At 48.5% G+C, this 26,601-nt stretch carries 26 protein-coding genes and 2 pseudogenes; 6 read left to right on the top strand and 22 right to left on the bottom strand.

Annotated features, from left to right (window positions below; all coding sequences use genetic code 11):
• Positions 1-53: 53 nt before the first annotated feature.
• The 4 genes from dhaM to NSU00_RS05665 all read right to left on the bottom strand — a co-directional run bounded on the left by dhaM (position 54) and on the right by NSU00_RS05665 (position 3,288).
• Positions 54-431, bottom strand: coding sequence for a dihydroxyacetone kinase phosphoryl donor subunit DhaM (gene dhaM / locus NSU00_RS05680; RefSeq protein ID WP_110133937.1), 378 nt, complete (start codon positions 429-431; stop codon positions 54-56).
• Positions 424-1,014 (bottom strand): dihydroxyacetone kinase subunit DhaL, encoded by a 591-nt coding sequence (gene dhaL / locus NSU00_RS05675; protein ID WP_110133936.1) that lies wholly within the window; start codon positions 1,012-1,014, stop codon positions 424-426. The genes dhaM and dhaL overlap by 8 nt, the downstream gene beginning before the upstream one ends.
• 18 nt (positions 1,015-1,032) lie before the next feature.
• Positions 1,033-2,025 (bottom strand): dihydroxyacetone kinase subunit DhaK, encoded by a 993-nt coding sequence (gene dhaK / locus NSU00_RS05670; RefSeq protein ID WP_026684550.1) that lies wholly within the window; start codon positions 2,023-2,025, stop codon positions 1,033-1,035.
• Positions 2,026-2,145: 120 nt separating this feature from the next.
• Positions 2,146-3,288: a glycerol dehydrogenase gene (locus NSU00_RS05665; RefSeq protein ID WP_026684549.1), complete on the bottom strand. Its 1,143-nt coding sequence runs from the start codon at positions 3,286-3,288 to the stop codon at positions 2,146-2,148.
• A gap of 300 nt (positions 3,289-3,588) precedes the next feature.
• Here NSU00_RS05665 and NSU00_RS05660 point away from each other — a divergent pair, with 300 nt between their 5' ends.
• Positions 3,589-4,626, top strand: a complete 1,038-nt coding sequence (locus NSU00_RS05660; RefSeq protein WP_340702518.1) for a PocR ligand-binding domain-containing protein — start codon at positions 3,589-3,591, stop codon at positions 4,624-4,626.
• A gap of 66 nt (positions 4,627-4,692) precedes the next feature.
• Positions 4,693-4,830, top strand: coding sequence for a hypothetical protein (locus NSU00_RS05655; RefSeq protein WP_218832535.1), 138 nt, complete (start codon positions 4,693-4,695; stop codon positions 4,828-4,830).
• Positions 4,831-4,989: 159 nt separating this feature from the next.
• Here NSU00_RS05655 and NSU00_RS05650 read toward each other — a convergent pair whose 3' ends face one another.
• From NSU00_RS05650 to NSU00_RS05640, 3 genes are all read right to left on the bottom strand, one after another.
• Complete coding sequence (locus NSU00_RS05650) at positions 4,990-6,315, bottom strand: glycoside-pentoside-hexuronide (GPH):cation symporter (RefSeq protein ID WP_340703532.1); 1,326 nt, start codon at positions 6,313-6,315, stop codon at positions 4,990-4,992.
• Positions 6,316-6,329: 14 nt separating this feature from the next.
• Positions 6,330-6,575, bottom strand: coding sequence for an FAD-binding protein (locus tag NSU00_RS05645; RefSeq protein WP_412733975.1), 246 nt, complete (start codon positions 6,573-6,575; stop codon positions 6,330-6,332).
• A 576-nt stretch (positions 6,576-7,151) separates the two neighbouring features.
• A complete protein-coding gene (locus NSU00_RS05640) occupies positions 7,152-8,309 on the bottom strand; it encodes an AI-2E family transporter (RefSeq protein WP_340703531.1) in 1,158 nt (385 codons plus the stop codon).
• 379 nt (positions 8,310-8,688) lie between these two features.
• Here NSU00_RS05640 and NSU00_RS16050 point away from each other — a divergent pair, with 379 nt between their 5' ends.
• A complete protein-coding gene (locus NSU00_RS16050) occupies positions 8,689-8,913 on the top strand; it encodes an ATP-binding cassette domain-containing protein (protein ID WP_133536750.1) in 225 nt (74 codons plus the stop codon).
• The gene (locus NSU00_RS05635) at positions 8,835-9,605 is read left to right on the top strand and encodes an MFS transporter (protein ID WP_340703919.1); all 771 of its coding nucleotides are present in this window, start codon (positions 8,835-8,837) and stop codon (positions 9,603-9,605) included. Before NSU00_RS16050 ends, NSU00_RS05635 begins: the two co-directional genes overlap by 79 nt.
• 196 nt (positions 9,606-9,801) lie before the next feature.
• Here the strand turns inward: NSU00_RS05635 and NSU00_RS05630 are convergent, their stop codons facing one another.
• The 7 genes and pseudogenes from NSU00_RS05630 to NSU00_RS05605 all read right to left on the bottom strand — a co-directional run.
• Entirely contained in the window at positions 9,802-11,142 is a 1,341-nt protein-coding gene (locus NSU00_RS05630; RefSeq protein ID WP_340703530.1) for an MFS transporter, read from the bottom strand.
• Positions 11,139-11,765 (bottom strand): 5-formyltetrahydrofolate cyclo-ligase, encoded by a 627-nt coding sequence (locus NSU00_RS05625; protein WP_340703529.1) that lies wholly within the window; start codon positions 11,763-11,765, stop codon positions 11,139-11,141. Before NSU00_RS05625 ends, NSU00_RS05630 begins: the two co-directional genes overlap by 4 nt.
• A 289-nt stretch (positions 11,766-12,054) precedes the next feature.
• Complete coding sequence (locus NSU00_RS05620) at positions 12,055-12,162, bottom strand: hypothetical protein (RefSeq protein ID WP_142236785.1); 108 nt, start codon at positions 12,160-12,162, stop codon at positions 12,055-12,057.
• Positions 12,163-12,275: 113 nt separating this feature from the next.
• Positions 12,276-12,584, bottom strand: coding sequence for a hypothetical protein (locus NSU00_RS05615; RefSeq protein ID WP_061575515.1), 309 nt, complete (start codon positions 12,582-12,584; stop codon positions 12,276-12,278).
• A gap of 333 nt (positions 12,585-12,917) precedes the next feature.
• Positions 12,918-13,340, bottom strand: coding sequence for a methylglyoxal synthase (gene mgsA / locus NSU00_RS05610; protein ID WP_013859011.1), 423 nt, complete (start codon positions 13,338-13,340; stop codon positions 12,918-12,920).
• 96 nt (positions 13,341-13,436) lie between these two features.
• Positions 13,437-13,574, bottom strand: a pseudogene (locus tag NSU00_RS16045) (hypothetical protein); the annotation flags it as partial.
• 72 nt (positions 13,575-13,646) lie between these two features.
• Positions 13,647-14,606, bottom strand: a pseudogene (locus NSU00_RS05605) (L-rhamnose isomerase); the annotation flags it as partial.
• Positions 14,607-14,697: 91 nt separating this feature from the next.
• Here NSU00_RS05605 and NSU00_RS05600 point away from each other — a divergent pair.
• Positions 14,698-14,871 (top strand): helix-turn-helix transcriptional regulator, encoded by a 174-nt coding sequence (locus tag NSU00_RS05600; protein WP_340703918.1) that lies wholly within the window; start codon positions 14,698-14,700, stop codon positions 14,869-14,871.
• Between the two features lie 399 nt (positions 14,872-15,270).
• Here the strand turns inward: NSU00_RS05600 and NSU00_RS05595 are convergent, their stop codons facing one another.
• Positions 15,271-16,374, bottom strand: a complete 1,104-nt coding sequence (locus NSU00_RS05595) for a transposase (protein ID WP_340703528.1) — start codon at positions 16,372-16,374, stop codon at positions 15,271-15,273.
• Between the two features lie 88 nt (positions 16,375-16,462).
• On the opposite strand from NSU00_RS05595, the gene NSU00_RS05590 reads away from it, so the two are divergent.
• On the top strand, positions 16,463-17,371 hold the full coding sequence (locus NSU00_RS05590; protein ID WP_340703527.1) for a nuclease-related domain-containing protein: 909 nt from the start codon (positions 16,463-16,465) through the stop codon (positions 17,369-17,371).
• Positions 17,372-17,915: 544 nt separating this feature from the next.
• On the opposite strand, the gene pyrE is transcribed toward NSU00_RS05590, so the two are convergent.
• The 7 genes from pyrE to NSU00_RS05555 are packed head-to-tail and all read right to left on the bottom strand — an operon-like array spanning position 17,916 to position 26,601.
• On the bottom strand, positions 17,916-18,551 hold the full coding sequence (pyrE, locus tag NSU00_RS05585) for an orotate phosphoribosyltransferase (RefSeq protein ID WP_340703526.1): 636 nt from the start codon (positions 18,549-18,551) through the stop codon (positions 17,916-17,918).
• Positions 18,551-19,258, bottom strand: coding sequence for an orotidine-5'-phosphate decarboxylase (gene pyrF / locus NSU00_RS05580; RefSeq protein ID WP_340703525.1), 708 nt, complete (start codon positions 19,256-19,258; stop codon positions 18,551-18,553). The genes pyrE and pyrF overlap by 1 nt, the downstream gene beginning before the upstream one ends.
• The gene (locus NSU00_RS05575; RefSeq protein ID WP_013859004.1) at positions 19,251-20,225 is read right to left on the bottom strand and encodes a dihydroorotate dehydrogenase; all 975 of its coding nucleotides are present in this window, start codon (positions 20,223-20,225) and stop codon (positions 19,251-19,253) included. Before NSU00_RS05575 ends, pyrF begins: the two co-directional genes overlap by 8 nt.
• Positions 20,222-20,998, bottom strand: a complete 777-nt coding sequence (locus NSU00_RS05570) for a dihydroorotate dehydrogenase electron transfer subunit (RefSeq protein WP_017552915.1) — start codon at positions 20,996-20,998, stop codon at positions 20,222-20,224. Before NSU00_RS05570 ends, NSU00_RS05575 begins: the two co-directional genes overlap by 4 nt.
• On the bottom strand, positions 20,995-24,195 hold the full coding sequence (carB, locus tag NSU00_RS05565; protein ID WP_013859002.1) for a carbamoyl-phosphate synthase large subunit: 3,201 nt from the start codon (positions 24,193-24,195) through the stop codon (positions 20,995-20,997). The genes NSU00_RS05570 and carB overlap by 4 nt, the downstream gene beginning before the upstream one ends.
• The gene (locus tag NSU00_RS05560) at positions 24,179-25,276 is read right to left on the bottom strand and encodes a carbamoyl phosphate synthase small subunit (protein ID WP_340703917.1); all 1,098 of its coding nucleotides are present in this window, start codon (positions 25,274-25,276) and stop codon (positions 24,179-24,181) included. The genes carB and NSU00_RS05560 overlap by 17 nt, the downstream gene beginning before the upstream one ends.
• Positions 25,273-26,601 (bottom strand): dihydroorotase, encoded by a 1,329-nt coding sequence (locus NSU00_RS05555; protein ID WP_340703916.1) that lies wholly within the window; start codon positions 26,599-26,601, stop codon positions 25,273-25,275. The genes NSU00_RS05560 and NSU00_RS05555 overlap by 4 nt, the downstream gene beginning before the upstream one ends.

The raw sequence follows: 26,601 nt of genomic DNA, 5'->3' as shown, positions 1-26,601 counted from the left end.
TTATTCATGTCTCCCAAGGAAAGGGTGTTCAAAATGGCTGTCCTGTCCCTTCGCTATTTCACTTTTAGCGGATCCAGCTGTGCAAGAACAGCCTCCACATCCGCATCAGCTTGGATCAGCGCGGCGGCAGTATAAGCACTTTCTACGAAGGCGGTATCCATGAGCCGGATATTTTTGTCCGACGTTTCTATAGCCATTTCCAAGTTCATTTTCGCGCTGCCGAGGTCGTAAAACCCGAATAGATCATCGGCTTCGTTTTCCGCAATCGCTGCCGAGATTTTTTCAAAGCTGGTGCCCACTTTACCCTCATCTGTACCGCCCGCATACGTAATCGAAACATCCTTGGCTGCTTCGCCCAGTAAACGGGCAACCCCTGCTGCCAATTCCGGAATATGGGAAACGACAACAATGCCACAAGCTTTTTTACGCATGAAGTACCCCGCCTTTCAGGAGTGCTTCAAATAAATAACCGCTCGATACAGCGCCCGGATCCAGGTGTCCGACAGACCGTTCGCCAAGATAAGAAGCCCGGCCCTTTGTCGCTTTCATGTCTTTGGTGCGGGCGACGGCGCTTTGGATTACTTCTTTTGACAAGTTCCCTGAGTCGAGTGCTTCACAGACCGGGATCCAGACATCAACCATTGTCTTTTCGCCCTGCTCTGCCTTCCCGCGTTTTTGGATGCCGGCAAGGCCTGCTTTTACGATACCCGCTACATCTGTTTCCGTTTCACCGGCTTGTTTGGCCATCGCGATCAACGCCGATCCGTAAAGTGGTCCGGATGCGCCGCCAATTTTGCTCAACAGCGCCATCGCAGCTGTTTTGAATACATCCTGGACGGTTTTAAAACCGCCCTCCTCCAGTTTTTCCGCCATCGCTTTCGTGCCGCGTGCCATATTACTCCCATGGTCACCGTCCCCGATTGCGGAATCCAAATCGCTCAAATATGCTTTTTGTTCTTCCACTTGGGCCGCAAAGGTTTTCAGCCAATCAACGGCAGTATCTACTGTTAACATCCCGGTAACTCCTCCTTTTTACACCCATGCCGGCGTTTCTACAGGCTGTTTTAAATCGTCCGCCCAAGACGCGTCTTCCAATCTTAAAAGGGTCAGCGAGAGGCCTGCCATATCAATGGACGTCATCAAATTCCCGGCTTTTTTAAAATCGACAACCAGCCCCTCTTTTTCCAGTATGGCCTGCACATCATGGATAAAAATATATTGTTCCATCAGCGGCGTTGCACCCAGCCCGTTGACAAGGCAAGCGAAATGGTCGCCTTTTTGCCAATCAAATGCTTTTTTCAGCTGGGTAACCAGTTCATGTGCAATTTCTTTTGACGGCTTGATTTTTTCGCGCCGGTAACCCGGTTCGCCGTGGATCCCGACACCGTACTCCATTTCATCTGCCCCCAATTCAAAACCCGGTTTGCCGACTTCCGGGACAGTTGCCGGAGAAATCGCGACACCGATCGTTTTAATAGCTGGCACTAAGCGGTCTGCCAATGTTTTGATATTTTCCAGAGAATAGCCGGATGCAGCCGCGGCCCCGAGAATTTTATGGACTAGCACAGTTCCTGCAACTCCGCGTTTTCCTGCTGTATAGGTGCTGTCTTCCACGGCAATATCATCATCAACAATCACTTTTTTGACTTTGATGTCCTCCATTTCAGCCAGTTCCTCGGCCATCTCAAAATTCATCACATCACCCGTATAATTCTTTACAATTAAAAATACGCCGGCACCCTGGTCCGCTTTTTTTATCGCTTCAAAAATCTGATCCGGCGTTGGCGAAGTAAACACTTCCCCGCAGACAGCCGCACTCAGCATGCCTTTTCCTACAAAACCGGCATGGCTCGGTTCATGGCCGCTGCCTCCGCCACTCACCAGCCCGACCTTACCTTCATCTTTATACTTGCGGTAGATGACGCCGGTTCCTTCTATTCGTCCGACCTTGTCTTCATTTGCATACACAAAGCCTTGCAGCATTTCATCAAGCACATTTTTCGGGTCATTCAAAATTTTTTTCATGGCTGCTCCCCCGTCTCTTTATATGTAAAATGGAACATTTTAAGCACAGGCGGGCATGCATGCTTCAGGCATGCATGCTTATATTGCCTGGCTGATATTTTTAAAGTTTTTCCTTATTGATCACGCTTTCTGCAATTTTTCAGCTTTATAATCGCTTCCGATTTTGTCAGCCGCAATGATTGCTGCTGCTACTGACTCTGGTGTAACAGGAAATGGCATAGAATAGATGGATTCTTCCGGGATACAAGTTTTATTGGCAACCTCCATTAACTCTTCTTGCGTAATATGGTCTACTCCAATATCAGCAAGACAAACCGGCAACCCTACTGCCAAACAGAAATTTAATACTTCTTCAATTTCCTGTTTTGGTGCGTCCTCCAGTACTAACTGTGCCAATGTACCGAAAGCTACTTTTTCACCATGATAATACGCATGCGCTCCTTCTAAAATTGTTAGACCATCATGAATCGCATGTGCGCCTGCCAATCCGCCACTTTCAAAACCTAATCCTGATAATAAAATATTGGTTTCAATTATATTTTCCAAGGCTGGCGTTACGGTATTACAATCGCTCGCAGCTTTCGCTTTCAGCCCATCTTCTAACAATGTCTGATAACAATGTGTGGCTAACGCCAATGCTGCATTTGTTCCTTTTGCTGGCGGACATAAGCCTTCCCTGACGCCACAAGGTAAACCTGCATTCACATTAGAAAAAGAGCGTGCTGTTGCTCTTGCTTCAAAATAAGTGGACAACGCATCCCCCATTCCGGAAACCAGGAATCTGGTTGGCGCATGGGCAATTACCGTCGTATCAATTAAGATGACACTCGGGCTTTGTTTAAAATATGCGTAATCATCAAAAGCCCCCTCCGGTGTATACATAACTGCAGAATGGCTGGTTGGCGCATCTGTAGCTGCAATCGTCGGCACAATGATTAATGCATCTCCCTCTGCCACACATTTTGATGTGTCAAGCGCCTTCCCGCCGCCTAAACCGATTGTACAGTCACATTTGTTTTCTTTCGCCACTTCTTTTAATCTGGCAATTTCTTGTCGCGAACATTCGCCATTGAATCCGCTTTCTATAAATGTAATGCCAAATTTTTCTGCCGTTGCATCCAATTTTTCCCTTACCCGTTTTGCATCATCTGGATGTGCGATTAATAATGCTGAGGTACCGTATGTTTTCACAAAATAACCTAAGTTTAAAATTTCATCTTCGCCTTGGACATATTTGGTAGGACTAATAAATGCTTTTCTCATGGATATTCCCTCCAAATCAAATTTTGTAATCCCTTACACAAATTAAGCTTACCATCCTTCCCCCGGGAAAACATTGGACTTAAATAACGACTTTTTACAATTATTCATAGTATTATTTTGCTTTTCCTATTAAAGTGGTATTATTTTGATATAGAGACTGGTTATATATCATTTCAATCTTATGATGTACGTTCTGATATTCGGGCAATTTTGTAATATTTAACTTCATGTTCAGCGGATGATCTCTGTCTTCGAACACAAACCTGTTTTTCCATTAAAAATAAGAGAGGGAGAAACACGATGAATACGAGTTACATGAATTTGGATAAAATACTGGATTTAAAAAAGTGGAAAAAACTTCAAGATTCTCTTTCCATTGTTACAAAACTGGCGATCATCACCGTTGACTATAAAGGAACACCCATTACGCATCATAGTGATGTTCGCCCTTTCTGTAAAATGATGCGTGACAATCCAAATACAGCAAAGCTTTGTGAAAAATGTGATGCCAGAGGAGGCCTGGAAGCTGTCAGAACAAATGCTCCTTATATCTATTTATGTCATTGGAATATTATCGACATGGCCATCCCGATTATTGTTGATGATCAATATGTAGGCGCTATCATGGCGGGAGAAGTGAGGCTCGCTGACAGCGGAGAACAGCAAACGCTTGAACAAATGCTAACCGTTCCGGCAAAAAGACTTGCACAAGTTGATCAGAAAGAAGAGATAAATCGATTATACGATTCAATCCCGATTCTCTCTTATTCCGAAATTAAAGAAGCTGCTCAAATGCTCTATCGCCTGTCCAACTATATCGTCGAGGAGGCGATGAATAAAAATTTAATTTTAGAAGCGTATAAGAAAATAGCTCCGCTTAAAGAAAAAGCTGCAATGGATGACGTTGCAACCGGATATTCTTTAGATAATATTCAACATATAAAAAAAGAATTGGCAAATACGGTTACGAGCGCTTATGTAAAAACAGCGCTCAATGATCACCTTGTTTGTAAAAACAAAACATTACAACCTGCCTTTGACTATATCTTCAAAAATAAAGGCGAAAAATTTTCGCAACAAATGTTAGCCGGTTTATGCCACATCAGCACCGGTTATTTCAGCCGGTTATTTGTGAAAGAAACGGGAATTAATTTTTCTACTTTTATATCCCTTCAAAAAATAGAATGGTCTAAACCATTGTTAGAGAAAACAGACCTATCTATTGCACAAATTAGTGATGAATTGGGATTCAACGAACCAGGATACTACATTAAGACATTTAAAAAATATGAAAATATTACCCCTAACGTATACAGGAAATACTATCAAGAAAAGTAAACAGGGCTTGCTGAATAAGCAAAAACTTCAAGTTTGACAAGGATTTCTGCTACTTTTGATTCTTTGATGACTCGATTTAGAAAGCGTTTGAATGCAAAAATCATCAACGAACTGAATGAGTGGATCGTTCCAGAAGAACAAAAACGCCAATTGGAAGAAGCATCTAAGGGAAAGGGCAACGATGATGATCATTATGATGTTTAAAAACGCATCCCTTGGCATTTAAAATGGACAAGGGATGCCCAAGCCGTTAGAGAAAAGGCAGAAAATACAGACATGAATCTGGCCGCAAGCCGGCATGTGTAGGAAAACAAAGAGCCAGCTTTTGTTGAAAATACTCCCCAAATTGACCTTCAACCTGCATTACCTGCTATTCATCTCCGCCACGATTTCTTTATATTTCTTTTCCGTCAAGCGGTAGAAAAAGCCGAAGACAACAATCGTTAAAATGGACAGTGCTGCCGGATAGATAAACATAAGCGCTTTGATACCAAAAATGGCGCTTGCGGACTGGACGGCATTCGGCACATATCCGGAAATGCTCAGCACAAACCCGGGAATAAACCCGGCGACAGCCTGTGACAATTTGCGAAAGAATGTAAAAAAGGAGTAGACAATACCTTCCGTCCGCTTTCCGGTTTTCCATTCTCCGTATTCCACGCAGTCGGAAATCAATGCCCAGTTCAGGCTGTTGACAAAAGCGTTTCCGAAAAAGGCGAGGCAGGCAAATACAATAAACAGAACGGCATTATGGGCAAAAAACAAAGCAAGCAGATCGGCAACTGCCCAAATGGCGCAACCGAACATATACGTGTACTTCTTCCCTATTTTTCGTTGAACAAAAGGAGCGAGGGCAATCCCGAAAAATGCGCAGCCCATACTGAAAAATCCCATATAGGAAACGATCGTGACATTATGCAAGACATACTGGCAGTAATACACCTGGACAGCCAGTTTCACATTATAAGCTGAAATGGTAAATAAATTGACCAGACTGACAATGAAAAGGGGCCCGTTTTTAACAAGCGCCTTGTAGCTGTCTTTTATCGTATGGCTTGTTTTTTTCGGTTCCAGTTCGACATGGCGCTCTTTTATATGCTTATAAGAATAGATTTGCAGCAATATGCCGGCCGTTGCAAAAATCGCAGCCGCTGCCGGATATCCGATTTTCGGATTATCAAACAGGAGGACGACCGGCATAAAACCGACTGTCGTAATGAGCAATCCAAGATTAGCGCCGGCCTGCCTAAAGGCGGACAATTCAGCCCGTTCGTTAGGATTTTTCGTCATTGCCGGAGCCATTGAACCGTATGGTATGCTGGAAATGCTGTAGATGGTGCCGAAAGCCATGTATGTAGCAAAGGCCCAAATCACTTTTCCGTTTAATGAAAAATCCGGTGAAAGAAAGTTCGTCACCGTCATGAGCGCCAGCGGAACTGCGGTATACAGAATGAAGGGCCGGAATTTCCCCTTTGGCCCGATTTTTTTCCGGTGGTCCACAACCGTGCCGATGGTAAAATCCGAAAAAGCATCCCAAATTTTCGTCACTAAAAATACCATTCCTGCAATAGAGGCCGGGAGCCCGAGCGTATCCGTATAGAATTTGAGCAAATAGATTTGCCCGAGGTCAAACAGAAAATTATACCCGATATCCCCAGCACCGTATGCGATTTTTTCCTTCCGCTGCAATTCTCCTGTTTGCGTTACCGGCTTTTGGATCCCGGCATAATCGCCCGGCCGGCCGTCCTTCCTGTGAAAAGGCAGCCGCCCAGAAATGTTCCTTCAATGGACCTGTAGCCATGGACACCGCCGCCGCCAAATCCGGAAACCTCCCCCGCTGCATACAACCCGGGTATAGCATGGCCTGCGGAATCCAGTACTCTTCCGGATAAATCGGTTTGCAGGCCGCCTAATGTTTTTCTGCTTATAATATGAAGGCGCACGGCGATGAGCGGACCATTTTTATGATCGAGTATTTTATGCGGCGGGGCAACGCGAATCCACTTATCACCCAAATAATTCTGATGGCCCTGGATTGCCGTTGTAAAGTATTTCATCGATGCGGGTACCTTCAGCCGGCAAAAAGGAGACACCTTTCTTCTTCCAGCCGGCATAACATTGATGCTAACATTCGACACGAAATCGGAATATCCTATTTAAATTAAGATAGAAAAACAACAGGCGATAAAAAAAACTCTCCGGCCAACGCGCCCGGCGCAGACCGGGAAGGGGAAAGCGGAGTGTGAAAAGGCTACCCGGCTATGTGATAAATGTATTCCAACAAACAAAGGATTCAGCTGTATCTTGTTTTACAAATTATAAAACGCTTTCATCACAAACAACAAAAGAAAGAGCAAGATGACAGCTCCGTAAAGGATCCCTCCGCTGAATCCAATTCTCATTGTTTTTCTCCCTAAAAGGGAATAGAAGCCGAAAACCTCACTTCTATTCCCGCAATTATCATTCGGACGGCAGCCCAATGTTTCATCTTTTCGTGCAAAGAACTTCCGTCTCCATCCGGGTGATTATACAGTACCGCTCCTGTTTGTTTCCTCCACTCCCGCTGGTGTTTGCAGCCGTTTTTGCACCTGGTCGCTCAGCAGCTTATACAATGTTGCGGCAACCGGCACACCGAAAAGCATGCCAACAACCCCGCCAAGGCCGCCCCCGATGATGACCGCCGCCAGGACCCATAAACCCGGCAGCCCGATCGACGACCCTACTACCCGCGGATAAATGATGTTGCCTTCCACTTGCTGAAGCACAACAATGAACACCAAAAAGAACAGCGCCTTCATCGGATCCACCGTTAAAATCATAAATGCGCCGAATGCCGCACCCAAATACGCGCCGACAACCGGAATCAAGGCCGTTGCACTGATAAATGCCCCGACCATGGCAGCATATGGAAAATGTAAAAGAAACATGCCTGCCGTACATAAGCAGCCTAAAATCACGGCCTCTACACATTGCCCGACAATAAAGCTTGAAAAAGTCCGGTTTGCCACCTTGAGCACATAATACAATCTGTCCGCCGTCTGCTTTTTCAAAAAAGCACGGACCACTTTATCCGCCTGAATAGCCAGCTTCTCCTTTGCCGCCAAAATATAGATGGCAAAAATAATGGCAATGACCAGGTTCATTACGCCGCTTGTTAAGGCGCCGGCGATGGAAAACGTCGAATTCAAAATGCCGGTCACCACTTTGGAAAGAGATGCGGTCAATTTTTTTGTGACTGCATCCAGATCGACCTGCAGGCTGGAGATGAACTTTCCGAGACTGGAGTACTTGCCGCTGTTTGACTGGAAATAGTCCAAGCTTTTCGTGTAAACGCGCGGAATGGCATCAATCAACACTGTAAAAGCCTGGATCAATTGCGGCACAATGATCAAAACCAGAATGGAAACAATGCCGAAAATCACCACAAACGAAAAAAGAATGCTGACGCCCCTCCGCGTTGCACGGATAAATTTGTTTTGCGCGTTCGGAAAATAAACGCGTTCCACTTTTTTCATTAAAATATTGAGCACATAGGCAATCGCAGCCCCGAGCACAAGCGGGAATGCAACATGCCAAACCGCCCCGAGCGCGCCCAGAATCGTGCTGAAATATTTTACAACAAGCACGGCCACAACCGCCAGCAGTATGTATTTGATCCATAAACTGAGTTTTATTTCTTTCATTTAATCCCTCCGTCTGATGCGTCCGTTTGTTTTATAATCCATTTAACTTGATTATACTTGAAAATAAAGGATTGCAGCAGACCAATTTTTATCATTTTTTCTGTGTTATACATGATGAGGCCTGATCAGATGGTTCCAGCACGTGAAATTCTCTTGGGTGGGAAAATGAAAAATGAATAAAACAGGGGATGGCATATGTTATTTACGAAAAATTACTTTAAAATTGGCGCTTTTCTATTGCTGATTGTATTACTGCTTTCAGGCTGCTCAGGAAGACGGGCAGGAGAAGCCAAAAGTCCGGGCCAGGCCAAGTGCTGCCAAAGGAGAGCAGGTTAAGTGACCAGGTTTCCCCAAACAGTGAACTGCCGGTAAATTTTGTTTGTATCCCGGGGCCTCCGGCTGCGTCAAAACTACCCTTCTGAACGTGATTGCCGGTTTTCAGGCGCCGGATTCAGGGAAAGTGATTATTGTTGGAAACAGGCATGCTAAAACGAGCCCGGATGTTGGCGCCGTTTCAGCAACCAAATTTATCCCTGGCTGTCAAATGAAAACAAACAGGCGATTTTTTCCATCCGGCAATTGCGAATGGAAAAGCCGATGCTGAATGTGCGTGCCTTCCAGCATAAAATGTTCACCATTGGCACGCTGATGATTATGATCGTCTTCAGTATTATCATGTCATCCATGCTTTTGCTGCCGATGTACTGGCAGAGCGGAAAACTGGTAGCTGTCGCGCTTACCGGCATCCTTCTTTTGCCAGGGGGCATTGTAAACGGGATTGTGTCAGCTATCTCGGGCAAGTTTTATGATATATACGGCGCAAAATGGCTTGTCAGAATCGGCTTTCTGATCTGCATCGCAGCTGGTGCAATGTTTATCTGTGTCCAAACAACATCTTCTTTTCTTTTTGTGATTGCAGCGAATCTTTTGCTCATGGTCGGCGCGCCGCTTGTTATGTCCCCGGCGCAAACGAACGGGCTGAACGCATTGCCGAAAGAGATGTCCCCTGACGGCAGCGCGATTATGAATACCGCCCAGCAAGTGAGCGGCGCGATTGCCACTCCCTTGTCTGCCACATTGCTGGCTGCAGGCGAACACGCTTATACAGGGGCAGGCGGGCAAAGTGCCGCAGCGGCCTTAACAAACGGCGTCCAGTACGGTTTTATGTTCACGCTCATCCTGGCAGTCATCGGATTTGCCCTTTCCTTTACCGTCCAAACCGTTGGTGTATTGGAAAAGCCGCAGGACCAGCAAAGGAAAATGCAGTTAAAAAAAGAAACGGACTCCCCCTGTTGAGGAGCAGAAAACCCGTTTTAGCCTGATAAGCTAAGACGGGTTTATTAAGGTTTGCTGATTAAATCCGATTTGCCGGCAAGCTCTGCCTCAATATTACCAAATCATGGATCTGCGAAAGATCCTGTTTTCGAGTAAAACGTGAAGTTCGCCCAGAGCTGCCAGATCCCCTGCCAGGCACCGGCTGATTCAGCAAGCCCTATTGATTTTCTGCTGTTTTTCCGCTTTCACCCGCATTATTATGAATCAGAAAAGAAGTTAAAAAGGCCAAAATGCTGCCGCAAAAGCCGAACAGGAACAAATGGTGAATGCCCTGCATATAAGTAGACCCGCTTGTCAGAAAGGCGCCCATTACGGTCACGCCGATCGCCGTTCCCATGTTCCGGCAAAACATGAAAAAGGAAGTAGCTATCCCTTTTTCGTGGGCGCTCACCATTTGCTGGGAACCGATAATTCCAACCGTCGAAAGCAGCCCGAACGCAGCGCCATGGACAATCATGACGAGAAAGACGTACCAGAACCCGTGGCCCGGATTTAAAAAGATCCAGCATAAACCCGAAACAAGCAAAAGCCCGTTCCCGATTAAAAGCAGCCGCCGGTAGCCATACCGCAATATCCATTTTCCGGCGGGGACTGCAGCGGCCATCCAGCCGATCGACGACCCAAGCAGCGCAACCCCGCTCATGAGCAGTGACAGCCCTGTTACTTTCTGCAAAAACAGCGGTACATAGCTGGAAGCACCAAACAACGCCACTGTCCCGATAAAGGAGTTGACATTCATCCGGGCAAATGTCTTATTTTTAAACATCGAAAGCGGCACAATCGGGGAATCCTGCCTTTTTTCATAAAAATAAAAAAGGAGAAGAAAAAGGATTCCGGCTGCCGCAAACAACCAGTAGTTGCGGTGTACGACCGTGACCAAAAGCAAGAGTGTGATCGCAACCGCAAATAATGCAGCACCTATGTAATCGACACGCGCTTTTTTCGGCGCGTAATGTTCGCTATAAGGCAAAAGCGTTAAAAATGAAATGAGGCAGACAGGCAGGTTGACAAAGAAAATCCATCTCCACGTTAAATACGTTACAAAAAACGAGCCTAAAAGTGGCGCCAGGACAGCGGATAATCCCCACATGCCAGTAAACAATGCCTGGATTTTTCCGCGGTTTTCAACAGAAAACAGGTCTCCTGCGATAATGGCCGGGAACGGGACCATAAAACCTGCCCCAATGCCCTGAATAGCCCGAAAGACAATCAGTTCAATCATCCCGGATGACATGCCGCATAAAAGTGACCCGGCGAAAAAAAGCACGATCCCGGACCCGAACACTTTTTTCCTCCCGAACAAGTCGGACAACCGGCCCGCAACCGGGGATAAAATAGTACTGGTGATCATATAGGAAGCAAATGCCCATGCGTACAAGTCAAAGCGGCCGAGTTCTTTTGCAATGACAGGCATTGTGGTGTTCATAATCGTTGCGTCAATCGATGACACAAGCATTGCCAGGACAATACTGACCATGACAAACGTTCTGCTCTTCATAAAATCCCTCCATTCCCTTTTAACATTCCGGTTTCCGTCACGATTTGCCGGACCGGAATATCATAAGATTCGTTGGGGACATGCTCCTTCAATTGGTACGAGTGGACCAAAGACACGGTCTGATTAGGAAAACCGGCAAGAAACCGGTCATAATAACCGCCGCCAAAACCGATGCGAAAGCCTTTTTTGTCAAAAACAAGGCCAGGAACGATGAGCAGGTCTATCGCCTGCTTCTCGATTTTTGCTGTTTCTTCCGGTTTCGGCTCGAGCAGGTTAAAAAAGCTTTTTTCCAATTGCGCGAAATCATCCAGCCTGTAAAAAACGAGCTCTTTTTCTTTTGGCACGCATTTTGGAACACAAATCGTTTTCCCCTGCGCCCACCCGGTTTCAATGATCCGCTTCGTATCCCATTCGAAATGTTGGGAGACCGTCACGCCAACCGTTCCGGCATTTTTCCACAAACCGGAGGAAAATAAAATTTGTTGCAGTTTTTCTTCTATGGCCTGCTTTTCACTAAAATCCAGCCGCTTTAACCAGCCGATCATTTCTCTTCGTATTTCCGCCTTGTCCATTTTCTTCACCCCGGAACACCCATCAAAATTTGCGCTTTTCCATCTTACCATGTTTGGGCTGAAGTGGAAACGAAAATGCCCCCCGGGTGTATGAGACCAGAGGGGATTTTCTGATTCGCTCCCTTGGGAATGGCAAGTACTTTTTTCACTTTTTAGAATTCCCCGGTTATCCACGCCAAAGTGATTCGAGATTATTGTTGAATTCCACTTTCAACGGGTGCAAGAGGCAGCTTTTCCGGGATACCGGAGCTCCTGAACCCCGCTGGCAATGACAGTTGCTTAGCATCCTTTGCTGCAACAGAAAAAGCCCCCAAGCTGCATACGGCATGGGGGCTTTTTCTTATCTTTTTCCTGCATTTAGTTGTGCCATTTCTCCGAGATAGCGCCCGCTTTCCTTTATCATACGTTCCTGCGTTTTTTGGTTTACGGCAATCAGGCCGAATTTCATAGAATAGCCGGATTGCCATTGTGATCAAATGTTGACTAGTTGCAGCAAACTGATGCCTGACTTCTCCCCTTTTTTCACCACCCGGACTGCAGGGAAACATTAATGGCCCCGTTCTATTTCCCGCTGGATTTTTTGATTTCTTCAAGCGGATAATCGAGCATATCTGCGATCGTTTCGGGTGCGGTGCCTTTGCTCAGCATTTTTTTGATTGCTATTTGTACCCCTTCTTCGATTCCTTTTTGCCTGCCTTCTTCAATCCCTTTTTGTATCCCTTCTTTGAGCCCTTCCTCTCTTTCCCCGCGGATATTCGCAAGCTGGTCGCGCAAAAATTTCAGCCGGGCTTCGTACAATACTTTGTTTTCCCGATTGGTACTTAAATTTTCCCACTCTTTGATTGCGTCAAGCACTTCCTGCTCGTTCATCGCCCATTTCTCCGGTTCGGGGAAACCTCTTTCGGTGCCGGCAGGTTTTTTCGATTTGACCCTGCCCTTAGAACGGCCCGCTCGTCATTCTGCCGCCCGCATTTTCGTAGTATTCGCGGCGGTTCCGTTCAATGTATTTGCTGAACCGCTTTCCTGCTATTCCCGGATAGCCCCCTTTCACTCTATCCAGGAACGCATCAGGGGCTAACATCCATTTATCCCAGCCTGTGCCTGGCATTCCAATCCAATGACGGGGGAACCAAAAGGATTCCCAAAATGCGGAAATCCTAATTTTCCTTCACCGGAAGCTGGCATGGAATATGGCGGAAATTCTTATTCCCCCTTGTTCTTCTTCTCCTTTTCATGCACAATCATGCGCCAGTTTAAATCGCCGCGCATTAAGCCCTGGACGAGCAGTTCAGCTGTACCCATGTTGGTGGCAAGCGGAATCGAATAGACATCGCAAAGACGGAGTAAAGCGGTAATGTCCGGTTCGTGCGGCTGGGCCGTGAGCGGATCACGGAAAAAGAAAACGAGATCCATTTCATTTTTGGCAATCATTGCGCCGATTTCCTGGTCGCCGCCGAGCGGGCCAGAATTGAAGCGGGTAATTTTCAAATTGGTTTTTTCCATAATCCTCTTGCCGGTTGTGCCGGTCGAGTACAATTCATGGCCGTCGAATACCGGCTCATAGGCAACCGCAAAGTTTACAATTTCCTCTTTCTTTTTATCATGGGCAATAAAAGCAATTTTCAACTGGAAAACTCCCTTCTCCAAAAAATAACGTTACTACTATAATACGATAATATTATAAAAAAAACGAATGGCCCGTTTTCCAGGACCACCCGTTTTTTACCCTAGGCTTTCACTGGGATCATGCAGCATGGATTTGTACAATGCTTCGATTTCTTCCACGCTTATGCCGCGCGGGTTGCCGCCCGTATACACATCTGCATACACAACTTTTGCGAGATTCGGGATGTCTTCTTCTTTGACACCGAGTTATCAAGCAATTGGAATGCCGGCATTTTCATTTCATCATATAATTTTTTAAGAGAATGGCACGAAACTGTTGCGGACAAGTTCCCTGCCGATTGCCGCCAATTCATCATCCATGATGACGACATGGTCACTGTCCCAGCGCACCGGGCGGCTGACATGGAGCATAAGCCCTTTGCTAAAGAGAGAAAGGGCGCTTAGTTTATTGGAAATCACTTCTGTCGGATGGAAGTGGCCGGCATCAAGGCAGACCAGTTTGTTTCTTGAGATGCCATAGCCCATATAGAACTCATGGGAACCGGCTGTATAGGCTTCCGCACCGAGACCGAGCAATTTGCTTTCCACCGCATCTTCCGTATAAGCCGGATTGAGCGGTTCCGCAAAAATTTCATCGAGCGCTTCCATTAAACGCCGGCGCGGACCGAGCGTATCTACCGGATTGTCTTTATAACCGTCCGGAATCCAGAAATTATTGATGCTCGTTTGCCCTGTTTCTTTTCCGAAATACTCGGCAATTTTCCGCGTCCTTTTCCCGTGTTCCACCCAGAAATCCCGCACTGTTTTGTCAGGGGAGGCGAGCGTAAAACCGTCTTTATACATCGGATGCGAGAAAAATGTCGGGTTAAAATCAAGGCCGAGCCCCTGTTCTTTTGCCCAGTCCACCCACGAAGCAAAATGTTTCGGTTCAATGGTGTCAAGGTCGATTTTTTCATCCGTGTCCGCATAAATGGCATGCAGATTCAATTTATGCTTGCCCGGTATCAGAGAAAATGTTTTTTCCAGGTCTTTGCGCAGCTCGGAAGGCGTGTGTGCCGCCCCCGGGTAGTTGCCGGTTGCCATAATGCCGCCGGTCAGGTCGCCATCCGGATTTAAAAAGCCGCGGACATCGTCACCCTGCCAGCAGTGCAGCGAGATTTTAATCTTTTGCAAGTTTTCAAGCGCCGCATCTGTATCCACGCCGATTTCGGCATACCGCTGTTTTGCGGTTTCATAATTTCGGATGATCGCTTCTTTTTTTGCCATTCAATTACCCTAAAGGATTTGGAACGGGTGTGCCGCCTGAACAAGTACCAGCTCAGCAAGGAATTCACGCACTACATCGGCATCCCCCCCGATTGAGTACTTAATCCATTTCCGGATCAACACCGCGAAAAGGCTGCTCCGCTACTCCAATAAAAGCGTAAAAGAAATTGCCCTTGACGTCGGCATTGCGGATACCCCCTATTTCAACCGGCTGTTCAAACGGAAAACGGAGATGACGCCGCTTGCTTACAGGCGGAACGGGTGACGGATCCCTGCTGTTTGCGTTGTCGTAATACTGGTTGGATTGCACAATGTCAGCGGACGGGGATTCATTTTAATTGCGCTATCGACAAGTGTTCCTTTTTGCAGTTTGAATGGCACAACGCTGGTGGGATGGGATTTCCCTTGCTGTTTGCGCTGTATAACGGATGGTGCCTGAACGCAGAGCCCACTCCCGCCCTTATATTCATGCAGGCGTGACGTGGAACATTCTAATGGCATTCAAGTGAAACAGGGAGAAGTTTGTGGCCCGCTCCATTTTTCCATCGCAATGGCCGGGCCTGAGGAACGGCAAGAAAATGCTATTAGACGCCCATGCCGCAATGAATGCGGTACCAGCAGAAGAGTGAAAGTCAGCCGGCGCATATTTTCAGGATAGAAAATGCTATTCTTCCACTTCTTTAATCACCATGTTTGGCAGTTCCCTGATCGCATCACGGATTCGTTTTGCTCGGATTTTCCCCTGGCTGGCAAAGCGGAGCAGGTTGTAAGCATATATGCCAAAATGCAGGGCAAGCGCATTCGTTTTTTTATTCCGGGAAGGCGGCTGTTTAAAACCAAGATCAAACATAAATTCCCGTCTCAGTGATTTACAGGCTTTCAGGTGTTCGCCGTAAAGCCTTGGCACAGCTTCCGGCGGGGTATCGAGCGTTGTCATGTACACATCTGCTTCATACTCTGGAATCAGAAGGATTTGCCCGTTTTTATCAATGGTTGTTTCAATGAGTTTAAAAACATAATAGGCTGGTTTTTTTGCCCCGGCTGCCGTAATGGGTTCCGCAACAGACCCAAAGTAAACGTTTTTTCCTTCCCGTTCGGTTGAGCATGTGCCGTATTTCCGTGCAGTTTCCATCCAGGTGCCGGCATCTGTCTGCAGTTTGATCACAAAATCAATGTTACGGTCCAACAATTTTTCCATCATTTCGGATCCTTCTTTTGCCTCGAGCCGCCAAAGGAAAGGCCCTTCCGCCAATTGTTCAGCAGCACGGACCGTCACGCTCGTTTCTTGTCCAAAGGAAAGGCAGTACCCTTCCTTTCCAATAAAAGCAAACGGCGTTGAAACATCTACCGGGATAAAACTTTTGCCTTGTATGGTCACCGGGTTGATAGGTGCACCAGCCTTGCGAAGCAGGTGAAGAGATTCATCAAGGATGATCTGTTTCCATTCTTCTGATAAAGCTGCTTCATCCAGGCGGTGCTCAAGGACAGCCGGCGAGGGAACTCTTTCCAATTTTAAAAAGGTACGGAAATTACAATCGCTCCGCAACGGTTCAATTTCAGCAAACTTATTTTTCCCAAGGCAAAGCAGCCCGATATAAGACTTCGCGATGTCCCCGTTTGAATAGCCGGGATTCCTTTTAATCGTTTCTGACTTGGCACTGTTCAGCCTTGATGCGAGATGCGTCTGGCTGATAAGAAATTCTACGATGCCCATTCCGAATTGATCGCTTATTCTTTCACTTGTTTGCTCAATCCGTAAATTTTTCATCTGCTCACCTGCGAAAATTGATATTTATATTATACAAAAAGTTGCTTATAATGGGTATGAAGTCTGAATTTTAGAAAGGATGTGAACGATGCTTTTCAAGGAAAGGAAAACTTCACTTGAGTATGCTCTTTTAAAGTCGCTGAGCAGCCGGATGAAACTCCATGAAAAAGACCTTCAGTATCTACGGAATTTGGAAAAAGGTGACGAAGGCGAGCGGTATTTTGACTCTTTAACAGGAGCGCTTACATGTGATTGTTTTGTACTGAATGATTTGCGCCTTTCCTGCAACAATGCTACGTTCCAGATTGATGCCCTCATGATTACCGGCGAAACCATTTACCTGTTTGAAGTGAAAAATTATGAAGGGGATTTTTATTACGAGCGGGACAGGATTTTTACAAAAAATAATAAGTCTGAAATCAACAACCCACTGCTTCAGGTCAAACGTTGCGAATCGCTTTTCCGGCAGCTGATTCTCTCGCTCGGTTTCAATATGCCGGTCTCGGCTTCCGTTGTTTTTGTAAACCCCGAATTTACCCTGTACCAGGCACCCCTAAGTGCGCCATTTATTTTTCCGAATCAGTTAAAACGGTATATGAAAGATTTGAATGCAATTTCTGCAAAGCTGAGCGGAAAGCATAGAAGGCTGGCAGAAAAGCTATCTTCGCTGCATATAGAAGAATCGTCTTTTCTTCATTTGCCGAAATATGAGTATGATCAATTGCGGAAAGGCATTGTGTGCGACACTTGTAGTTCTTTTTCCTGTGCGGTAAAAGGGCGTTCAATGATTTGTGAGGATTGTGGACATGCTGAATCTGTTGAGGCCGCGGTCCTCCGCAGTGTCAGAGAATTTCGGATGCTGTTTCCAGAGCGGAAGATTACAACAAATGATATTTTTGACTGGTGCAGGATTGTGGACTCGAAAAAAAGGGTGAGCAGGATACTGGCAAAAAATTTTAATAAGTTCAGAGGTGGAAGGTGGTCTTACTATGAGTAATTGATGATCACAAACTTATGAATTACAAATTCTACCGGGGGAAAAGCATTTGGTATTTTAACACTTCAAAAAGACCAAATATGCTCTGTTCCCCCGTTATTTTTGTCCTTTTGAACACTCCAAAAGGACACTTTGTTCCGGTCAATGGCTCCTTTTGTCCTTTTGAATGCTCCAAAAGGACGATTGCTCCGGTCTACGGGCTCCTTTTGTCTTTTTGAATGCTCTAAAAGGACAATTTGCTCCGGTCCACGAGTTCTTTTGTCCTTTTGAATACTCCAAAAAGACATTTTGCTCCGGTTCATGGCTCCTTTTGTCCTTTTGAATGCTCCAAAAGAACAATTTGCTCCGGTTCACGAGTTCTTTTGTCCTTTTGAATACTCCAAAAGGACATTTTGCTCCGGTTTACGGCTCCTTTTGTCCTTTTGAATGCTCCAAAAGGACAATTGCTCCAGTCCCATGACTCCATTTGTTCTTTTAAATGCCTCTCTGAAACAACAGTAAGCTTACTTTTGCCATATTTTAATAGCAAACCAAAGTATCTTGTTCAGCCCTTTTTGGATTTCCCCCATTTTTCCGGTTCCCGTCGCCATTCCTCGAGTGTCGCCAAGTCTTCTTCCCGGATCAGCCCTTTTTCCACGCCAACTTTAAGCAGCGTGGAGTAATTCGATAAGGAGTAAGCGGTGATGCCTTCTTTCGCAAAATTTGCAGCCCCGGCCGGAAGTTCATACGTAAAAATCGAGACAACGCCGAGCACTTCGCAGCCGGCTTCCCGCAATGCGCGGACAACGGTGAGCACGCTGCCGCCAGTTGAAATTAAATCTTCGACAACGACAACTTTTTGCCCGGTGGAAACCCGACCTTCGATCTGGTTGCCCTTGCCGTGTGTTTTTGCACTCGAACGGACGTATACCATTGGCAAATTCATCAGGTCACTGACAAAAGCGGCGTGGGCAATCCCGGCAGTTGCCGTGCCTGCTACTACTTCCGTTTCCGAGAAGTGTGCTTCGATCAGCTTTTTCAGTCCGATGGCGATTTCTTTCCGCAGATTCGGATAGGACAATGTAATGCGATTATCGCAGTAAATTGGCGATTTGATTCCGGATGACCATGTAAAAGGTTCACCGGGTTTTAAAAAAACAGCTTCAATGTCAAGCAATTGTCCGGCAATGTATTTTTCCATTATTCGTTCCCCCATTGTTGTTTCACTTTTACATAAGCTTCGTACGGATCGGGCGCTTTCGTAATCGAACGCCCGACGACAATTGCGGTCGAACCGAGTTCCCTCGCTTTCGCCGGTGTAACGACGCGTTTCTGGTCGGAAGCATCATCCCCGGCCAGCCGGATGCCCGGCACCACTTTCAAAAACGCCCCGCCGAGCCGCGCCGTAATATCAGGGACTTCAAAAGCGGAGCAGACAACGCCGTCAAGCCCCGCATCATAAGCAAGCACAGCGTAATCCAGCACTGATTCGCGCAGCGGTTTTAAAATACCTTGTTCTTTTTGCATTTGCGTTTCCGAAGTACTTGTTAGCTGTGTTACCGCGACAATCGCCGGGCGCTTTTTCCATGCAGGGGTGCCGGCTTCCAAACCATCCAAAGCGGCTTTCATCATTTCCGAACCGCCGGCGGCATGGACGTTCACCATATCCGCTCCAAGCCGGGCTAGCCCTTTCATTGCCCGCCTCACTGTATTCGGAATGTCATGCAGCTTTAAATCAAGAAAAATGTCATGCCCCATTTCTTTCAGGGCAGCAATCAAATAAGGGCCGGCCTGGTAAAACAATTCCATTCCTACCTTGACATAGAGCGGCTCGCTGCCAAACTGCTGTAAAAAAACGAGCGCTTCTTCTTCCGACGAGAAATCAAGGGCGATGATCGGTTTATGCATGCTGCTTGTGGCTCCTTCCAATCAGGTCTTGAATGCTTCCGGCGCCGAGCTGTTCCATCACCGCCGGCAGTTCGCGGATGATGCGCGGGCAGGCAAGCGGGTCAATAAAATTCGCGGTGCCGATTGCGACTGCACTAGCGCCGGCGTATAAAAATTCCACTGCATCTTCCGCCGTCATGATGCCGCCCATGCCGATAATCGGGATATCCACTTCCCGGCTCACCTCGTAAACCATCCGGACGGCAACCGGTTTGACGGCCGGCCCGGAAAGCCCCCCTGTTTCATTGGCGAGAACCGGGCGCGCCGTTTTCAAATCGATTTTCATGCCGAGGAGTGTGTTGATCATCGTGAGCCCGTCGGCACCGCCGGATGCTGCTGCCTTGGCAATCGCCACAATATCAGTGACATTCGGGGAAAGTTTCACATACACCGGCACTTCCGAGACAGCTTTTACTTGCCGTGTCAGTTCAAACGCCATCTCCGGATCGGTGCCGAACGCGATGCCGCCGGATTTCACGTTCGGACAGGAAATGTTGAGTTCAAGCGCGTGCACATTCGGCGCTTTTGAAAGATGGTCTGAAACGTAGACATAATCTTCAAAAGTGGAGCCGGCAACATTTGCAATGACCGGGACATCATATGCCTGTAAAAACGGGAGCTCTTCCGCAAGCACACTTGCCAGCCCCGGATTTTGCAGGCCGATTGCATTCAGCATGCCGGATTCTGTTTCCGCAATCCGCGGGACCGGGTTGCCGAAGCGCGGTTCCCTTGTTGTCGCTTTAATCATGATTGCGCCCAGTTCGCTCAAATCATACCAACGGCTGTACTCACGCCCGAAACCGAAGCAGCCCGATGCCGGCATGACCGGATTTTTCAAGGACAAGCCCGGCAGTTCGACGCGCAAATCCGGGAGAACACGGCGCTTTATGCCCCGTCTTTCGGGATGGTGTTCAGGTAATTCGGTCATATTATGATCTCCCCCATTTCAAATACAGGTCCGTCGCTGCATACTTTTTTCGAAGCGGTGCCGGCCGGGTCATTTTTCGGGCGGCAAACGCAACCGTAGCAAGCACCGGTTCCGCATGCCATCCGTTCTTCAAGCGAGAAAAAGCCGTGCCGCGCCGGGTATGCCGCTTCCAATGCGCGCAGCATCGCAGCCGGGCCGCATGCGTACAAACAGTCAAACGCCCAATTCTCCGCTGCCAGTACATCCGTTACAAACCCTTTCGTCCCCCATGAACCATCCACTGTTGCGACAGATGTCGGGGCAAGCGCTGAAAACTTCTCCACGTAAAAAGCGTGGGCTGCCGATTCAAATCCGAGCACGTGGCGGACTTCAACGCCGCCTGCTTTAAGTTGCCGGGACAGCTCGTACAGCGGCGGGGCCCCGATGCCGCCGCCGACAAGGAGCGCTTTTTGCCCGGGGCGAAGCGCGTCCACCGGGAACCCGTTGCCAAGGGGGCCGAGCACATCGAGCCGTGCGCCGGGTGCGATTTCTGCCATCAGGCGCGTTCCTTTTCCCTGTACCCGGTACAACAAGGTGAGCGCGCCGTTTTTGCGGTCCACCGCCGCGATGCTGATCGGGCGGCGCAGGAGCGGGTCAAACCCGCTTCCCGCTTTGACATGAACAAACTGGCCGGGGCGGGCGATTTGCCGGACCAAACTGCCGGCAAGCACCATTTCCCAAATATCCTGTGCAATCAGCCGGTTGCTTTTCACGGTCATATATTCCTGGATCATGCGTGCACCGCCTGCTTTGCCCCCTGCACCATCGGCATGATCGAAAAACTCATCGATTCCAAAATGGACACGATGGCCGCTGCCGTATCAAGCGAAGTCAGGCACGGGATGCCGCATTCGACCGCTTCCCTGCGGATCCGGAACCCGTCACGTTCGTATTGCCGGCCTTTTGTGATCGTGTTCAGGACAAATTGCACATCGCCCCTCCGGATCGAGTCGAGCACGGTCTCCCCGTCGCCGCCGATTTTTGCTACTTCTTCGACAGCCAGGCCGTTTTCCCTTAAAAATTTTGCCGTCCCCGCCGTTGCTTTTAAAGTAAAACCGATCTCGACAAAGCGCTTTGCAAGCGGCAGGGCTTCCGGTTTGTCTTTATCGGCAACCGTAAACAGGATGCTGCCATCCGGCGAAAGCTTCATGCCTGCTGCAACGAGTCCTTTGTACAGCGCTTTTTCAAATGTACGGTCGCAACCCATCACTTCTCCCGTCGATTTCATTTCCGGGCCGAGTGTCGGTTCCACCCGCTTCAATTTTGCAAAAGAGAAAACCGGCACTTTCACGAACACTTCCGCTTTTTCCGGCCTCAGGCCAGTGCCATAGCCGAGGTTTTCAAGCGATTCGCCCAAAATCACTTTCATCGCAAGTTTTGCCATCGGGACATCGGTAATTTTGCTTAAAAACGGAACCGTCCGGCTTGAGCGCGGGTTCACTTCAATAACAAAGAGTTCATTGTGCGAGACGATAAACTGGATGTTCATCAACCCTTTGATTTCAAGCTCTGAAGCAAGCTTGCGGCACGTCTCCGCCATTTCCGCTTTTAATGCATCGGAAAGCCGCTGCGGCGGATAGACTGCGATCGAGTCGCCGGAGTGTACGCCGGCCCGTTCAATATGCTCGACGATGCCCGGGATTAAAATGTCCCGGCCGTCCGCGATCACATCGACTTCAAACTCCTGCCCTGTCACATAGCGGTCAATCAAAACGGGCTGGTTCGGGCTGACTTTCACCGCATGTTTCATATACTGGCGCAAGTCTTCTTCATGGTAGACGATTTCCATCGCCCGTCCGCCGAGCACAAACGACGGGCGCACGAGCACCGGATAGCCGATTTCAGCCGCAATTCGGGCGGCTTCTTCCGCCGAAGTGCCGGTTTTTCCGAGCGGGCGTTTGATGCCGAGCCGGTTTAACAAATGGTCGAACTTGTCGCGGTCTTCGGCACGCTCAAGATTTTCAAGCGAAGTGCCGAGAATGCGCACGCCGCGTGTTGCGAGCTGTTCCGCGAGATTGATCGCCGTCTGGCCGCCGAACTGGACAACAACCCCTTCCGGCTGTTCCAAATCGATGATATGCATGACATCTTCAATCGTCAGCGGTTCAAAATAGAGCTTGTCCGAGATGCTGAAGTCGGTGGAGACGGTTTCCGGGTTGTTGTTAATGATGATCGCTTCGTACCCGGCTTCCTGGATTGCCCAAACCGCATGGACAGTTGCATAGTCAAACTCGATTCCCTGGCCGATCCGGATCGGGCCGGAGCCGAGGACAATGATGCTTTTTCTGTTTGTCACAACCGATTCGTTTTCTTCTTCATATGTGCCGTAAAAATACGGCGTTTCTGATGCGAATTCGCCGGCACATGTATCGACCATTTTATAGACCGGCAAAATGCCGTTTTCTTTGCGCCATGCGTACACGTTTTCTTCTGCCGCTTTCCACAGCCTGGCAATCATCTTATCGGCAAAGCCCATTTCTTTTGCTTTCCGGGCCGCCTCTTTGTCCCATCGCGCCTCCCGTAGCGTGTTTTCAAAGCGGATGATGTTTTCCAGCTTATGAAGGAAAAACAAGTCGATTTTGCTCCAGTCATGCAGCTGCCCGACCGTGACACCCTTTCTTAGCGCTTCTGCGATGTAAAAAAGGCGTTCGTCGCCGGCGTTTTTGATCCGTTTTTCCATCACGTCCATACCGGATGCTTCCCCGAGTTCCAAATGATGGACGCCGATTTCAAGCGACCGTACCGCTTTTAACAACGATTCTTCAAAAGTGCGGCCGATCGCCATCACTTCGCCCGTTGCTTTCATTTGCGTGCCGAGCCTGCGGTATGCCTGTTCAAACTTATCGAACGGGAAACGCGGAATTTTTGTGACAACATAATCAAGCGCCGGTTCAAAATTGGCGTAAGAAGTGCCGGTGACCGGGTTTTTCATCTCGGCCAGCGTGAGCCCGACTGCAATTTTTGCTGACAGTTTCGCAATCGGGTATCCGGTTGCTTTCGAAGCGAGCGCGGATGAACGGCTGACGCGCGGATTGACTTCGATTACATAATATTGAAAACTGTCCGGGTCAAGCGCGAGCTGCACATTGCAGCCGCCTTCGATGCCGAGGGCGCGGATGATTTTCAATGATACATTGCGCAGCATCTGATACTCTTTGTCGCTTAACGTCTGGCTCGGGGCGACGACAATCGAATCGCCGGTGTGGACGCCGACCGGGTCAATGTTTTCCATGTTGCAGACGACGATGGCATGGTCTTCGCTGTCGCGCATCACTTCGTATTCGATTTCTTTAAAACCGGCAATGCTTTTTTCAAGCAGGCACTGGTGGACGGGGCTCTGGCGCAATCCGCCTGACACGGTTTCGATCAGCTCTTCTTCGTTACAGCAGATGCCGCCGCCCGTTCCGCCCAGCGTGTAAGCTGGTCGGACGATGACCGGGTAGCCCGTTTTTTCGATAAACCGGTAAGCTTCTTCAAGTGTATGGATGATCATGCTGTCCGGTACCGGTTCGCCAAGTTTTCCCATCAGTTCGCGGAACGCTTCCCGGTCTTCCGCCTGCTCAATGGCGCCAAGCCTTGTTCCGAGCACTTCGACGCCGTACTCGTCAAGGATGCCGGATTTCGCCAGTTCCATTGCAATGTTGAGACCGGTTTGGCCGCCAAGCGTCGGCAGGAGGGCATCCGGGCGTTCTTTGCGGATGATGCGGGCGACAAATGCCGGCGTGAGCGGTTCGATATAGATTTTATCCGCCATTTCCGTATCGGTCATAATCGTTGCCGGATTGGAATTGACCAAAACGACATGATACCCTTCTTCTTTTAAAGCAAGGCAGGCCTGCGTGCCAGCGTAATCAAATTCAGCAGCCTGGCCGATCACGATCGGGCCGGATCCGATCACAAGAATTTTTTCGATATCAGTGCGTTTTGGCATAGGTTTGTTCCTCCTTTTGTTTTTCAACCATGGTTAAAAATTTGTCGAATAACGGGTTCGAATCGTGCGGGCCCGGCGATGCTTCCGGATGGTACTGGACAGTAAAAGCAGGGTATTTGCGATGTGCCAGCCCTTCAATCGTGCCGTCGTTCAACGCCCGTTCCGTTACGATAAGGCCTGTTCCGGCAAGCGACTTTTCATCGACTGCATAGCCGTGGTTCTGCGAGGTGATCACCGTTTTCCCCGTTTGGATGTCCTGCACAGGATGGTTCGCCCCGCGGTGGCCGAATTTTAATTTGAACGTATCGGCGCCGCATGCTAACGCAAACAGCTGGTGCCCGAGACAAATCCCGAAAAGCGGCACTTTCCCGAGTATTCCTTTTACCATATCAACCGCACAGGACACATCTTTCGGGTTACCGGGGCCATTTGACAACATCACCCCGTCCGGCTGAAGCTGTAAAATGTCCGCCGTCGTTGTATCATACGGCAGCACGGTAACGCGGCAGTTTCGTTTTGAAAGTTCGGTTAAAATGCTTTTTTTCGCGCCGAAATCGACAAGGGCAATATGTTTGCCGGGCCCTTCCATTTCGTAACGCTTCTTTGTGGATACTCTTGCAACGGCATCATGAACGGCACGTTTGGCTTGAAGGTGTTTGACAACAGCTGCCGGGTCTTCGTTTTCGGCACACAGGGCGGCCCTGAGCGTACCGAAAGCGCGGATTTGTCTTGTCAGTTTGCGGGTATCAATGCCGGATATGCCGGGAATATCTTTTTCTTTTAAAAAGGTATCGAGCGTTAAAGTGCTCCGCCAGTTTGACGGGTACGAAGCCGCTTCTTTCACCACGACCCCTTTCACATACGGCTTAGCTGCTTCAAAATCGTTCCAATTGATGCCGTAGTTCCCGATGAGCGGGTAGGTGAAAGTGACGATCTGGCCGTAAAAAGACGGGTCGGTTAATGTCTCCTGGTAGCCGGTCATCCCGGTTGTAAAAACGATTTCCCCGTAAGCCTCTTTTGCACTGCCAAAACCTTCCCCTCTAAAAACAGTGCCGTCTTCCAAGATCAGTTGCCTTTTCATTTCAATGCCAGCTCCTTTTCCCATACCAGTTTTCCGCTTCCCCATGTGGCTTGCGGGAAGCCTTTGCATACACGCCCCAAAAAAGGGGTATTTTTTCCTTTCGATAAAAAGCGATCCGGGTCAATTGTTTTTTCTTCCCCCAGGTCAACTGCCGTGATATCGGCGGGTGCCCCGGTTTTCATCGTCCCGTATGGAAGTCCGAACACGCTAGCCGGCTTTATTGTCATCCAGTCAACAAGCTGTTTTAGCGTAAATATGCCGGTTTCAACAAAATGTGTATATAAAAGCGGAAAAGCTGTTTCAAATCCGGTGATGCCAAATGGCGCCTGTTCAATGCCTTTTGCTTTTTCCTCCGCGGTATGCGGGGCGTGGTCAGTGGCGATAAAATCAATCGTGCCGTCCAAAAGGCCTTCAATAAGGGCATCGCGGTCTCTTTTCGACCGGAGCGGCGGGTTCATTTTCCAGTTGGCATCAGGGCCCGGGATGTCGTCTTCAGAAAGGAGCAAATGGTGCGGTGTTACTTCCGCTGTCACCGGAATGCCGGCCCGTTTTGCGTCACGGACAACCCGGACGGATTCTTTCGTGCTGATATGGCAGACATGGTAATGGCATCCTGTATGTTCTGCAAGCAGCACGTCGCGGGCGATCTGCACCGACTCGCATACGGAAGGGATCCCTTTTAACCCGTGCGCCGCCGCAAAAGATCCGGCATGCACGCACCCGCCCCGGGTAAGCGAATTGTCTTCACAATGGGCAACGACCGCCATGCCGAGTGCTTTTGCCCGCTCCATCGCAGCCAGCATCTGCCCCGCTTCCTGCACGCCGACGCCGTCATCCGTGAACGCGAAGGCGCCTGCTGCTTTTAAGCCGGCAAAATCCACGAGTTCGCCGCCTTTTTCATCAAGGGTAATTGCAGCATAAGGAAGGACGCGCACAACCGCATCCCGGCTGATTTTTTCCTGCAGGGATAAAAGGCGCGCCGGCCGGTCGGTAACCGGTTTGGTGTTTGGCATCGCAGCTATCGTTGTAAACCCGCCTTTTGCCGCGGCCATTGTCCCGGTGCGGATCGTTTCTTTCTGTTCAAACCCCGGTTCCCGCAAATGCACATGCAAGTCGACAAACCCGGGGAGAACCGTGAGCCCGGTTGCATCATATACCTGCTCGCCCGCTTCTTTCAGTTCCGGACCGGTTTCCGCGATTTTTCCATCTTTGATCCGGATATCCCGCTTTGCCGGTTTTCCCTTTTCATCTAAAACCATTCCGCCTTTAATCAACCAGTCCACTTGGCAAACCACCTTTTCTTTTTTGTTAAAATCCCGCTCCAT

The sequence above is a fragment of the Weizmannia sp. FSL W8-0401 genome, from assembly GCF_038009125.1.
Taxonomy (GTDB): domain Bacteria; phylum Bacillota; class Bacilli; order Bacillales; family Bacillaceae_C; genus Weizmannia; species Weizmannia coagulans.
This window is presented reverse-complemented; position numbering and strand designations above follow the sequence as displayed.